At 71.2% G+C, this 13,098-nt stretch carries 8 protein-coding genes; 5 read left to right on the top strand and 3 right to left on the bottom strand.

All coding sequences use genetic code 11. From position 1 onward, the window contains the following. Window positions 1-21 precede the first annotated feature (21 nt). On the top strand, window positions 22-1,548 hold the full coding sequence (locus tag ACWDRB_RS48210; protein WP_449905968.1) for a carboxylesterase/lipase family protein: 1,527 nt from the start codon (window positions 22-24) through the stop codon (window positions 1,546-1,548). A gap of 33 nt (window positions 1,549-1,581) precedes the next feature. On the opposite strand, the gene ACWDRB_RS48205 is transcribed toward ACWDRB_RS48210, so the two are convergent. Then, window positions 1,582-5,178 (bottom strand): LamG-like jellyroll fold domain-containing protein, encoded by a 3,597-nt coding sequence (locus ACWDRB_RS48205; protein ID WP_449905965.1) that lies wholly within the window; start codon window positions 5,176-5,178, stop codon window positions 1,582-1,584. A 138-nt stretch (window positions 5,179-5,316) separates the two neighbouring features. Then, the gene (locus ACWDRB_RS48200; protein ID WP_449905962.1) at window positions 5,317-6,333 is read right to left on the bottom strand and encodes a LacI family DNA-binding transcriptional regulator; all 1,017 of its coding nucleotides are present in this window, start codon (window positions 6,331-6,333) and stop codon (window positions 5,317-5,319) included. 196 nt (window positions 6,334-6,529) lie between these two features. On the opposite strand from ACWDRB_RS48200, the gene ACWDRB_RS48195 reads away from it, so the two are divergent. Genes ACWDRB_RS48195 through ACWDRB_RS48180 form a run of 4 tightly spaced genes read left to right on the top strand, consistent with a single transcriptional unit; the run spans window position 6,530 to window position 11,242 of the window. Continuing rightward, on the top strand, window positions 6,530-7,798 hold the full coding sequence (locus ACWDRB_RS48195; RefSeq protein WP_449905959.1) for a sugar ABC transporter substrate-binding protein: 1,269 nt from the start codon (window positions 6,530-6,532) through the stop codon (window positions 7,796-7,798). A 29-nt stretch (window positions 7,799-7,827) separates the two neighbouring features. Continuing rightward, window positions 7,828-8,754 carry a carbohydrate ABC transporter permease gene (locus ACWDRB_RS48190; RefSeq protein ID WP_449905956.1) on the top strand — a complete coding sequence of 309 codons (927 nt, stop codon included), beginning with the start codon at window positions 7,828-7,830 and terminating at the stop codon, window positions 8,752-8,754. Continuing rightward, on the top strand, window positions 8,751-9,557 hold the full coding sequence (locus tag ACWDRB_RS48185; protein WP_449905953.1) for a carbohydrate ABC transporter permease: 807 nt from the start codon (window positions 8,751-8,753) through the stop codon (window positions 9,555-9,557). Before ACWDRB_RS48190 ends, ACWDRB_RS48185 begins: the two co-directional genes overlap by 4 nt. Window positions 9,558-9,574: 17 nt before the next feature. Further along, window positions 9,575-11,242, top strand: a complete 1,668-nt coding sequence (locus ACWDRB_RS48180) for an amylo-alpha-1,6-glucosidase (protein ID WP_449905951.1) — start codon at window positions 9,575-9,577, stop codon at window positions 11,240-11,242. Between the two features lie 3 nt (window positions 11,243-11,245). On the opposite strand, the gene ACWDRB_RS48175 is transcribed toward ACWDRB_RS48180, so the two are convergent. Beyond that, a complete protein-coding gene (locus ACWDRB_RS48175) occupies window positions 11,246-13,051 on the bottom strand; it encodes an RICIN domain-containing protein (RefSeq protein WP_449905948.1) in 1,806 nt (601 codons plus the stop codon). Window positions 13,052-13,098 lie beyond the last annotated feature (47 nt).

Raw genomic sequence — 13,098 nt, 5'->3', positions numbered from 1 at the left:
GATTTAGGCAAAGGAGCCGCCATGTCCGCAGCCGAGGAGCCCGAGGTCCGTACCGCCGCCGGCGTGGTGCGCGGCCGCACGGAGGACGGCCTGGCTGTCTTCCGCGGCATCCCGTACGCCGAGCCCCCGATCGGCGCGGCCCGCTTCCAGGCGCCGCGGCGCGTGCGCGGCTGGGACGGCGTACGGGAGGCGTTCACCTTCGGCCCGCCCGCTCCGCAGGACGCGAGCATGGCCGGCCGCGGCGGCGGTGACCTCTTCAAGGGCACGGGCGACGACTGGCTGACGGTCAACGTCTGGACGCCCGACCCCGACCCGGCGGCCCGCCGCCCGGTGATGGTGTGGATCCACGGCGGCGCCTACAAGCACGGCTTCTCCGGCAGCCCCGGCTACGACGCCCGGCACATCGCCCGCGACGGCGACGTGGTCTTCGTGTCGCTGAACTACCGCCTCGGCGTCGAGGGCTTCGCCCATATCGACGGCGCGCCCGCCAACCGGGCCCTGCTCGACCAGGTCGCCGCCCTGGAATGGGTGCGGGAGAACATCACGGCGTTCGGCGGCGACCCCGGCCAGGTGACCGTTCTCGGTGATTCGGCCGGCGCCGGGTCCATCGCCGCGCTGATGGTCATGCCGAGCGCGGCGGGCCTGTTCCGGCGCGCCGTCGGGCAGAGCCTGCCGGGCACGTACTTCTCCGACGCCCTGGCCCGGGACGTCGCGGCGGCGATCGCCGCCGAGGCGGGCCTGCGCCCGACGGCCGGGGACCTGTCGGGCGTGGATCCGCGGGAGCTGCCGGCGATCGGGCACGCCCTGGAGTCGAAGATGCGGCAGTACGAGGACCGCTGGGGCTCGTTCGCGCACACGCTCACCGCCTTCTCGCCCGTGGTCGACGGCGAGGTGCTGCCGGCCGCGCCCTGGCAGGCGCTGGCGGGCGGTGCGGGACGGGACGTGGAGCTGATCATCGGCCATACCCGCGACGAGTTCCGTACGTTCCTCCTCTTCTCCGGACAGCTCGGCAAGATCACCGAGGAGCAGGCAGGGGAGACGCTGCGCCGCTTCGGCCCCGGCGAGGACGGCGAGCGCGCCTACCGCGCGGCGTTCCCCGGCGCGTCCGCCGAGGAGCTCTACGAACTCGTGCAGACCGACTGGCTGTTCCGCATGCCGACGCTGCGCCTGGCCGAGGCGCAGGCGGCCGGGGGCGGCAGGGCCTACTTGTACGAGCTGGCCTGGCAGTCCCCGGGCAACGGCGGGGTGATGCGCGCCTGCCACGGGCTGGACGGCCCGCTGCTGTTCGGCACCTACGACGCCCACCTGGGCCCGGCGGCCATCGGCCCCGAGCACATCGCCGAGGCCCGCGAGCTGACGGCGCAGATCCGCACGGCCTGGACGTCCTTCGCGACCTCAGGCGACCCGGGCTGGCCCGCGTACGGCTCCGGGCAGCGCCTGACCCGGGTCTTCGACACGGTGCCGTCGGTCGCGGCGTACCCCGAGGAGACCTCGCGCCGCCTGTGGCAGGACCACGTCTTCGAGGCGCTTCCCCTGCTGACAGCCTGAGAGACCGGGCGTTCCCGCCCGGTCTCTCAGGGGTCACCTGGCGAGGGGCGTCAGTGCGATCCTGTCCACGATGGGGGCGTACTTCGATCGGAGCAGGATGTCGGGGAACGTGCCGGAGCTGTAGGAGTCGCCGTCGAAGTCCGGCAGCTCCTGCGAGGCGAAGGCGATCGTGTTGGCTCCCTTCGTGAGCTGGACCGGGATGGTCAGCTCCCAGAAGTTGCCGGCGTGGAAGGAGTGGGGGAACCAGGCGCGCCGCGGCTGGGCGCCGTTGACGGAGACGTCGGCGTGGCGGGCCAGCGGGTCGGGATTGTAGTGGGAGGCGGGAGACTGCTCGGGGTTGGAGTAGCGGACGGTCATGGCGTAGGCCCCGTTCCTGGGGGCGGTGACGTCGAAGGTGAGGGTGTTGGCGTTGCCGGGGGCGCCGCCGACGTCGGTGACGGCCCTGCCGCCGCCGGCCAGCGGGTAGGCGGCGACCTTGGCGGTGCCGGCGAGCCGGGCGGCCTCGGCCTCGTACCAGGTGGGCTTGAGCGTGCCGTCGGTGTTGGCGACGCGGAGGCGGTCGAGGCGGAGCGTGCCGGACTGGCCGGTGAGCGTGATCTTGTTGATGCCGCCGGACAGGAACGCCTTGACCTTGGTGTCGGCGTTGACGCCGGTGAGGCGTCGGCCGTTCACGTCGAGCCAGGCTCGGCCGCCGCCGAGGGTGTCGACGGCGAGGGTGGATTCGCCCTCGTCGGGGGAGTAGACCCAGAAGGTCGCGGTCTGGTCCTTGCCGATGGCGGCGTGGCCGGTCTTGCGCGTGTAGCCGGCGCGGGCGCCCGTGAGGGTGGCGTACTCGGCCTCGTAGATCGTCTCGGCCGCCGCGGGGTTGGCGAGGGAGAGGTCGATCTTGTCGACGAGCGCGTCGCCCTTGGTGGCGCGGGTGCCGTCGAGGCTCCTGGCGGCCAGGGTGAGGACGTGCTCGCCCTTGGTCAGCCTGACCTCGGTGTCGGCGTGGTCCCAGACCAGCCAGCGGTAGCCGAGGGGCAGGTGCAGCTCCTGCTCGGCCGCGCCGTCGACCCGGAGGAAGACGTTGGTGGGGCCCTGCTCCTTGACGGCGTCGGCGGTGTTCATGGAGTTGGCGAAGACGGACAGGTCGTAGGCGCCGTCCCGCGGCACCGAGATCTTGAAGTCCAGGGTGAGGTCGGAGCCGGTGCGCAGGCCGCCGACGTCATGGCCGCCGGAGGTGTAGTACTGGCCGACGTTGGACGGCGAGCCCTGCGGGCCCTCGCGGCGGTAGGCGCTGCCGGTGTGGGCGGCGTCCTCGGCCTCGTACGTGGCCTGCCAGAGCCTGGTCGGCGCGGCGGGGGAGGAGGCGTCGCGGCCGGGGCTGAGGATGATCTGGTACGCCGACGACTCCTTGAGTCTGGGCAGCGCCTGGCCGAAGTCGAAGGCCACGGAGCCGCCCTCGACCCGCCGGTCGATCTCGGCGAGGACCTCGGGCTGGGCGGAGTCGCCGAGCTGGCCGGTCCACGGGATCTCCTGGACCAGCGCGTGCACGGTGCCGCCGAACAGCGCGGTGTCCACGTTGTCGAACCGGATGCCGGCCTTGCCCGACGTGCCGCCGAACAGGACGCGGGCCTGCGCCTTGGCCCTGTCGAGGGTGGCGACACCCTGGAGGGTGTAGCTCACATCGGGGCGCGGCGGCGTGACCTTGACCGTGTCGCCGGTCATCTGGCCGTAGGCGTTGAGCAGCCACCACTGGCCGTTGCCGCGGCCCGCCTGCACGGCCGAGTCGGACAGGTTGCCGTCGATGTTCCAGTACGCGATGTCGGCGTCGACCTTCGACTCCTCGATGGCCGAGGCCCACTGGATCATCTGGCCGGGCACCGAGGTGTGGTAGTTGTGCGCGTACTCGTTGAGGTTGATCGGCAGCCGCTTGTCGCCGAGGATGGCGCGCTCCCAGCCGCGGTACCTGGCGACGTTCGTGCGGATGGCGGCCGGGTTGCTCAGCTCGTGCCAGGTGACGACCTCGGGGAGGGTGCCCGCCTGCGAGGTGTGCCGCAGGAAGTCCTGGACCCTGTCGTAGAGCACGCTGGTGTTGGGGCCGGCGATCCTGGCGTGCGGCATCTTGCCCTTGATCAGGGCGTGGACCTCGTCCCACGCCTTGAAGTAGGCACGGGGGTCGCTGAGCCAGCTCACCCGGTCGTAGCTCCACTCGCCCGTGCCGAACATGTTGCCCTCGGGCTCGTTGAACGGAACGAAGACGATGTTGTCCTGATATTTCGGGTCGAGCTTGAGGACCTGGTCGACCTGCTTGGCGATCTTGGCCTTGAAGTCGTTCAGCCTGGCCTCGGGGGTGCCGCCGGGCCACTGGTAAGGGAAGCCGCGGTAGATGTCGGTCATGTAGATGTACACGTCGCCGCCGGTGCTGTCGGCCAGCGGCTTGACCACTTCCAGGGCGTCGGCGCCCGGGTGTTGCGGGCCGTCCTGTGCCTTGGTCGAGACCGTGCGCAGGTTCATGCCTTCGAGGAGGTTGCGGGCTGGGACGCCGTCGCCGTAGACCCCGTACAGGGTGCCGGACGCGCCGCCGTGGAAGGCGCCGGTCTCGGCACCGAGGTCGACGGTGAGGTTGTTGCCGATCACCTTGACCGTGGCCTGGACGGCGGTGCCGTGCGCGGTGCCCTTGACGGTGAACTGGCCGGGCTCGGCATACCGGGCCGGATCGACGGCCTCCCAGGTGATGGGGACGCCGCGGCGGATGCCGTCGGAGAAGTCGGCGCTCGCGGTCTTCGGCAGTTCCGGCGCGATCTCGGAGTACGTCGTGACCTCGAAGGAGGTCTGCTCGATCTTCGTGATCGTGGCCAGGTGGTCGCCGGCCAGGTCGGCGACCTGGCCGGCGTCCATGGCGGCGTCGTACACGCGGAAGTCGTCCAGCTCGCCGTCCAGGAACGGGTGGCCGCCCCAGAACGGCTTGCCCAGGAAGCCGGAGGTGGTGTTGCCGTCGGCGTGCATCACCTTGGCCAGGTCGATCTCCGCCGTGGTGCTGCCGACGGCGGCGCCGTTGACGTAGTAGGTCAGGGTCTTGCCGTCGATCGTGGTGACGAGATTGACCCACTGCCCGGTCGGCAGTTTCTGCGTGCCGGGCACGCCCACCTCGGTGTTGCCGTTGACCGGCTTGATGGACGAGCGGGTGGTCGCGTCGCCGGCGAAGGAGGGGGTGACGAAGGTGGCGGTCCCGGCGTCCTTGCCGAGGTTGTAGACCCACTGGAAGTCAGGGCCGCCCGACCACTTCAGCCAGGTCGAGATCGTCATGGCGTGGCGGTCGCGGAACAGGCCGCCCGGGATCGTCACATAGGGGGCGGTGGTGGCGCCGGTCGCCCCGCCGGGCAGGGACAACGCCTTGGTGCCGTCGGGGCCCTCGGCGGTGGTGGCAGCGCCGGGGTTGGCCAGGGTGCCGTCGAGGCCGGAGGGAGAACGGTCCGTGACGGTGCCGCCGGACAGGTCCCCTTCGAAGTCGTAGTGCAGGACGAGGTTCGGGGCCGCCGCCTGTGCGGCGCCGAGCGCCGGTAAGGCGGCCGCCGGGATCGCGGTCAGCGCGAGCGTGGCGACGAGGACGGCGGTGCGTGCCCGCCGGGATGAGGGTTGAGCCATGCGTCTTTCCCGTTCGGGGAGTGTCGGGGATGAGGTCGAATCGATTCGACTGGACCATAAGCGTCTCCCGGCACGGCGGTCAAGAGCCGGAAACGTGGACGACATGCCGCCGTCACGCGGACGGCGGCTCTGGACCGATCAGTCGCGCGGCCGGGCGGGGCCGGTGGTGCCGCGCAGCGAGATGGGCGGGGCCACCAGCAGGTGGCGCTGCGGGGTGCCGGGGTCGGCGACGCGCTGGATGAGCAGCTCGACGGCGCGGGCGCCCAGCTCGTCGGCCGGGACGTCGGCGGCGGTGAGCGGCGGGTGCAGGTTCTCGGCCCAGTGCTGGGCCGCGACACCGGCGATGGAGAAGTCGCCGGGCACGCTCAGGCCCGCTTCGGCCAGCCCCCGGTACATGCCGGACACCGCCGCCTCGTTGATGGTGGCGACGGCGGTCAGCCCCGGGTGCTCGGCGAGGAGCTGCTGCAGGCAGGCCTGTCCGGCCTGGGCGTCGTCGGCGCAGCAGACCCGCACGCCGCGCAGGCCGCGTTCGGCGATGGCGCGGTCGAAGCCGGCCTGCGCCCGGTGGCCGGGGCCGTAGCCGGCGGCGACCAGCTCGGCGTTGCGGTTGACCAGCGCCAGCTCCCGGTGGCCGAGGTCGGCCAGGTGGTGGACGCACTTGGCGATCAGCGTCTCGTAGTCGATGTCCACCCAGGACATGTCCTCCGGGTGCCGGGTGCGGCCGATGCCGACGAACGGCAGGCCGAGCTCCTGCAGCCGGGCGACCCGGTCGTCCTCCAGCCGGATCTCCATGAGGATGACGCCGTCCACGCGCCGGCCGGTGACGACGCGCTCGAAGGAGCGGTCGTGCTCGCCGCCGGAAGGCGACAGCAGGACGTCCAGGTCGGCGCGGGCGGCGGCGTCGACCACGCTGGCCACGAAGCCGAGCTGCATGTCGGTCAGCCGCTGGCTGGCCGGCGGGATGACCAGGCCGATCGTGCGGGTGCGGCCCTCCTTCAGCGCCCTGGCCGAGGCGTTGGGCCGGTAGCCCAGCTCGTCGATGACCGTCAGGATGCGGCGCTTGGTCTCCTCCGACACCGGGCGCTTGCCGGTGAGCGCGTACGAGACGGTGCTGCGCGACACGCCCGCCCGCTTGGCGATCTCTCCGATGTTCACCCGTGCTCCTCGTCCGATTCCGCCGGTCGGCGACCATCGTAGGTCGAACCGGTTCATGACGTGGCACTCCGTCGCGACATCCCGCCCATTGACGCCTACGCCGGAGCGGGCCTATCTTCGGTCGAACCGATTCGGCGAATCGATTCGACTTCGTTCCGAAACAACCTCGTCACGCGTGTCAGCGGAGGTCAGCTCAATGAGATCAGCGGCAAGGAGCCGGCGTGCGGCCGGCGCGAGTCTGGCGGTCCTGGCCGCCGTGGGCGGGCTGGTCGCCTGCTCGTCATCGTCCGACGGCGGCCCGGCGACCGCCGGTCAGGCCACCGGGGGCGGGACGTACACGATCTGGGACCCGTACCCGCAGTACGACAAGAGCTCGGAGTGGGTGAAGCTGCTGGACAAGTGCGGCACCGACGCCGGGGTCAAGGTCGAGCGCACCGGCTACGACACCAGCGACCTGACGAACAAGGCGCTGCTGGCGGCCCAGCAGGGCAACGCGCCGGACGTGCTGATCGTGGACAACCCGGTGGTCTCGACGCTGGCCGAGGCCGGCGTCCTGACGACCACCGAGCAGAACAAGATCGACGTCTCCGCGATCGCGCCGAACCTGCTGGCCGCAGGTCAGAGCGGCGGCAAGACCTACGGCGTCCCGATCGGCGCCAACACCCTCGCCCTCTACTACAACAAGGACGTCCTGAAGAAGGCCGGGGTGGACATCGCCGCGGTGAAGGACTGGCCCTCGCTGACGGCGGCGCTGGAGAAGGTGAAGGCGGCCGGGAAGAAGGGCATCACCTTCTCGGCGATCGGCACCGAGGAGGGCAGCTTCCAGTTCCTGCCCTGGTTCTGGGGCTCCGGCGCCGCTCTCACCAAGCTCGACTCGCCCGAGGGCGTCTCGGCCGTGGCGCTGTGGAGCGACTGGCTGAAGAAGGGGTACGCCCCCAACTCGGTCATCAACAACACCCAGACGACGAGCTGGCAGGAGTTCGCCACCGGCGACTTCGCCTTCGCCGAGAACGGCACCTGGCAGCTCGCCAACGCCAAGAAGACCGGCTTCGAGTACGGCATCATCCCGGTCCCCGGCAAGGCAGGCGGCACCGCGCCCGCGCCCACCGGCGGCGAGTTCGTCAGCGTCCCGGTCCAGTCCGACACCGGCCGCTACGCCACCTCGCAGAAGCTCGTGACCTGCCTGACCAGCACCGACAACTCGCTCGCCACGACCACCACCCTGTCCTACATCGCGCCCACCGACGCGGTGCAGGCCAAGCAGGTGGCGGCCGACCCCGAGCTGAAGGTGTGGGTGGACGCGGTCAAGGCGGCCAAGGGCCGCACCAGCGACGACCTGGGCACCAAGTACCCGAAGATCTCGGAGCCGATGTGGGGCGCGGTGCAGGCGGCGCTGAGCGGGTCCAAGTCCCCGCAGGAGGCGATGACGGCGGCCCAGGCGGCCGCGGCGAGCGCGACCCGGTAGCCGGCATGAGCCGAGTCATACAGGAACCCGTGCGTTCCGCCCGGACGACGGCCCACGGTCACCGGGGGGCACGCGCGCGGTCGGGCCAGTGGGCGGCCTGGGCCTTCCTCGCCCCGGTCGTGCTCTACCTGCTGGCCTTCTGCGCCTATCCGCTCTACCGCAACGCCGAGCTGAGCCTGCGTAATTACACGGTGCGCTCGTTCGTGCAGGGCGACGCCCCGTTCGCCGGGTTCGCCAACTACGCCAAGGTCTTCGCGGACGCGACCTTCGCTCCCGCGCTGTGGCACACGGTGGTGTTCACGCTGGTCTCGCTGGCCTTCCAGTTCGTCATCGGGCTCGCGCTGGCGCTGTTCTTCCTGAAGAACTTCCGGCTGTCCGCCACGCTCAGGGGGCTGTTCCTGGTGCCGTGGCTGCTGCCGCTGATCGTGTCGGCCTCGACGTGGTCGTGGATGCTCAACAGCGACTCCGGCGTGGTCAACGCCGTCCTGGACTGGTTCGGGATCGGGCCGGTCAACTGGCTGACCTCGCCGGACTGGTCGCTCTGGTCGGTCATCATCGCCAACATCTGGATCGGCATCCCGTTCAACCTCGTCGTCCTCTACTCCGGGCTGCAGGCGATCCCGCCGGCCATCTACGAGGCCGCCGCGCTGGACGGGGCGGGCGGGTGGCAGCGGTTCTGGAAGGTGACGTTCCCGCTGCTGCGGCCGGTGTCGGCGATCACGCTGCTGCTCGGCCTGGTCTACACGCTGAAGGTGTTCGACATCATCTGGATCATGACCAAGGGCGGGCCGAGCGGGGCCTCGACCACGTTCGCGACCTGGTCCTACCGGCTCGGGTTCGGCAACCTGGTGCCCGCCTTCGGACCCGGCGCCGCCGTGGGCAACCTGCTCATCCTGACGGCGCTGGTCTTCGGGCTGGTCTACATCCGCGCGCAGCGCAGGCAGGCCCTGGCATGAGGCGCCTCAAGACCGCGATCGGGCTGGTGCTGACCGCCGTGATGCTGTTCCCGGTCTACTGGATGATCAACGTGTCGTTCACCCGTGACCAGGACATGCGCAAGAGCCCGCCGAACTGGTTCCCGGTCGACGGCACCCTGGACGGCTACCGGACGGTGCTGGACCGGCAGCTGCCCTATCTGGGGGTGAGCCTGGTCGTCGGGCTGGGGACGGTGGCGCTGACCCTGCTGCTCGCGGCGCCGGCGGCGTACTCGCTGGCCAAGCTGCGCCCGCGCGGCGGCGGAGCGCTGAGCTTCGTGCTGCTCGTCGCGCAGATGATCCCCGGGATCATCATGGCGATGGGCTTCTACGCCGTCTTCCTGTCCACCGGCGTGCTCAACACCGTTCCCGGGCTGATCGTGGCCGACTCCACCCTCGCCGTGCCGTTCGCGGTGCTGATCCTGACCACGTTCATGTCCGGCATCCCCGAGGAGCTGCTGCAGGCCGCCCGCACCGACGGCGCCGGGGTGATGCGTACGTTCGTCTCGATCGTGCTGCCCGTCAGCCGCAACTCGCTCATCACGGTGTCGCTGTTCGCCTTCCTGTGGGCGTGGTCGGACTTCATCTTCGCCTCCACCCTCGACCAGGGTGGCGACCACCAGCCCATCACCCTCGGCATCTACCACTACATCGGCAACAACAACCAGGAGTGGAACGCCATCATGGCCACCGCCGTGATCGCCTCCGTCCCGGCCACGATCCTGCTCGTCGTCGCCCAGCGCTACGTCGCCGCCGGCGTCACCGCGGGCGCCGTCAAAGATTGAGAAGGGACCCTCGCTTCATGACCGTCGCCGCTTCAGGCCCGGTGTTCTCCCTGCGGGAAATCCCGTTCAGCTACCGCGGATCCTGGTTCGGCTTCTCGCCCGTGGTGGCGGAGAAGACCTACGCCGAGGACGTGCACCTGGTCTCGCACCAGACCGGCATGCACGCGATCCTGCGGCTGATCCCCACCGCCGAGGCCGCCGTCACCGCCACCCCGCACCAGCTCACCTGGAGCGGTGGCGGCGGCCGGATCGACCTCGCCTACGAGAACGCCGACACCGTACGCGTGCGCGGCCGCGGCCTCGGGCTCCGCCTGCTGGCCGCCGACCCGGTCCTGACGCCGTTCAGCGGCCCGTACTTCTACCGGGACCCCGTCGACGGATCGTACGTCTTCACCGTCTACCAGACCGGCCGCCGCTACCGGATCACCCTCCTCGGCGGGCAGGCCGAACACCTCGGCGCGCAGACGCTGGGCAGCGCCGAACGCGGTCTCGTCCTCGGCGGCGAATGGGAGATCGCCATCGAGGAGTACGAGACCGCCCGCGCCCCCTACCTGAGCGGCCACGCCTTCGAGCAGGTGGTGAAGGCCGCGCGGGCCGAGTTCGACGCGTTCGCCGCGGCGGTCGCGCCCTGGCGCGGCGATCGCACGCCCGCCGCCGAACTGGCCGCCTACGTGCTGTGGTCGGCCACCGTACGCCCCGCCGGGTTCGTCACCCGGCCCGCCGTGCTCATGTCCAAGCACTGGATGGACAAGGTCTGGAGCTGGGACCACTGCTTCAACGCCATCGCCCTCGGCGAAGGGTTGCCCGACCTGGCCTGGGACCAGTACCACCTGCCCTTCGACCACCAGGACGCCGCCGGCGCGCTGCCCGACTCCGTCACCCACTCCGAGATCCTCTACAACTTCGTCAAGCCCCCCATCCACGGCTGGGCCCTGCGCCACCTCCCTCTGCCTCCCGACCCGGCCGAGACCTACCGGCTGCTGGAACGCTGGACCACGTTCTGGCTCGACGCCCGGCGCGCCCCGGGCCGGACGCTGCCGCACTACCAGCACGGCAACGACAGCGGCTGGGACAACGCCACCACCTTCGACCCCGAGCGCGTCGTCGAGACCGCCGACCTGGCCGCGTTCCTCGTGCTGCAGCTGCGCGAGCTGGCCCGCCTGGCCCCCGATCCGGGCACGTCCGCCCGGTGGAGTACGCAGGCCGACCGGATGCGCGACGCGCTCCTGGCCGAGCTGTGGGACGGCGAGAAGTTCGTCGCCCGGGGCGCGCTCTCGGGGCGTACCTGGTCCAGCTCCAGCCTGCTCGACCTCATGCCGATCGTGCTGGGGGAGGAGCTGCCGCACCCCGTCCGGGCGGCGCTGGCCGCCCGGATCGAGCGGCACCTGACCGCGTTCGGGCCCGCCACCGAGCTGCCCGGCTCGCCGCGCTACCTGGACGACGGCTACTGGCGGGGCCCCATCTGGGCGCCCTCGACCGTACTGATCGAGGACGGGCTGCGCCGCGCCGGTTACCCGGACCTGGCCGACGAGATCAGCGCCCGCTTCCGCGCGCTGTGCGAGGCGTCGGGGTTCGCCGAGAACTTCGACGCCCGCACCGGCGAGGGACTGCGCGATCGCGCCTACACCTGGACGGCCAGTGCCTACCTCCACCTGGCCGCCGCCCACGAGAGGCGCAGGACGTGACGCTCAGCGGCCCCAGAGCCGCCAGGTCTGGTTGAGCGGACCGGCCTGGCCGGCCGGGTTGCAGGTCCACTGGTGGACGGGAGCCCTGGGCGCGGTCGAGATGGTGCTGACGTCGACGCACTTGCCGCTGTGGCGGGCGACGAGCTGGTGGTCCCGGGGATCGTTGCCCGCGTAGGTGACCCTGCGCAAGGTGAACTGCTGGTTCGGCGCTCCGCCCGCGCACGTCCACTGACGCACCGGCGCGCCGTCGGCCGTGGCGGACGCGCTCACGTCGAGGCACTTCCCGCTCTGCTGGTTGACCAGCGTGTAGGTGTTCGCCACGCCGGCGACCGGCCGGAAGTTCCACAGCTGCTGGTCGCCGCCTTCGCAGTAGAACTGCTGCTGCACGTTGCCGTCGGCCGTGCCGAGGTCGGTGTTGTCCAGGCACTGCTGGGAGTGCTGCGCGACGGCGACGGACTGGAAGCCGGCGTCCGACGGCGGCAGCAGGGTGACGGTGAACGTGTCGTCGGCGTTGGTGTGCGGCAGGTTCAGCGTGGCGGCGTTGCCGGACAGCGTCAGGACCGTGTCCTGAACGGTGATCGGCCCCTGGACCGCGCCGCCGCCGTTGAACGGGATGCGCTGGACGACCGCGCGGAGCTGGTTGTTCTGCACGATGCCGCTGGTGGCGTCGAGCCGCCGGAGACCGACGGCGACGTTGCCGGTCGTCCCGCCGCCGCCCACGAGGACCTTGGCCGCGCCGGTCGTCCTGGTGGCGAAGGCGTCGTAGGACGTGCTCGGGGTCACCGAGACGATCTGGCCGGTCTGGGAGCCGTAGAAGCGGTAGACCCACCATTCGCCCTTGGGCAGGTGCTGGCCCGCGCTGTTGCGGACGAGCAGGCTCGCCAGATCGTTGTGCAGGTTGCCGGCGCTGGCCCAGTTCGCGCGCAGCCCGTCGGCGCCCGCCCGCTCCAGCCGGGCGATGTACCACGCGCCGTCTCCCGGGTTCTGCTCGTTGGCCGCGGCGTACTCGTTGATCTGGTACGGACGCGGATGCGGGATGCCGCGCGCGTCGAGCGTGGCGTTGGCGGCCGCCACGTTGGCCACCGGGTCGCCGGGCAGGGAGTGCCAGCTGACGATGTCGGGGACGACGTTGTTGGCGCGGACGAAGTCGAGGTAGGCGTTCCAGAAGGGGTGCGTGGTGGAGGGCACGCAGGCGCAGCTGGGGCCGACGATCAGGTGGCCGGGGAAGGCGGCGCGGATGCGCTGGTAGCTGCGGCGCCACAGCTCGAAGTACTGGGCCTGCGGGCGGTTCCAGAACAGGGAGAGGTTGGGCTCGTTCCAGATGTCCCACTGCACGGTGATCCCGGCGGCCCGCACGTCGTTGATCAGGCGGGTGAGGAAGGCGTCGTAGTCGGACCAGTCGCCGTTGTCGCCGGGGAAGCGCGAGATCGGATACCCGTCGGCTCCCCACAGGTCGTGCGGGAGGATGATGAACTGGCCGCCGAGCGCGATCGTCCGGCGGGCCTGGGCCAGCGTCGCGTTCCACCTGCGGTCGTAGGCGCCCGAGACCCAGCCGCCCGGCGAGCCGAGTTGCGCGCCGCCGGCCCGCATGTACCGGAACTTCACGTCGCGGAAGAAGTGGTCCGCCGGTCCTGACGCGTTCTCCGTCATGCCGTAGATCCAGCCGGACGCGCGGTAGGCCGGGGCGCCGCCGGCTACAGAGAAGTCGACGCTGATGGATTCGTCCGCGGCCTGCGCCGGCGCCGGGACGGCCTGGAGGGTGACGGCGATGAGCATCGCGGCCAATGCGCGGCGTGGGGTGGTCTTCATCTTGGGTGGCTCCTTCGAGGGATGGGGGGAGGGCCACGAAGGGAATC

The organism is Nonomuraea sp. NPDC003707, assembly GCF_053587055.1.
Note: the sequence above shows the minus strand (reverse complement) of the source record. Positions and strands in the feature narration are given on the sequence as shown.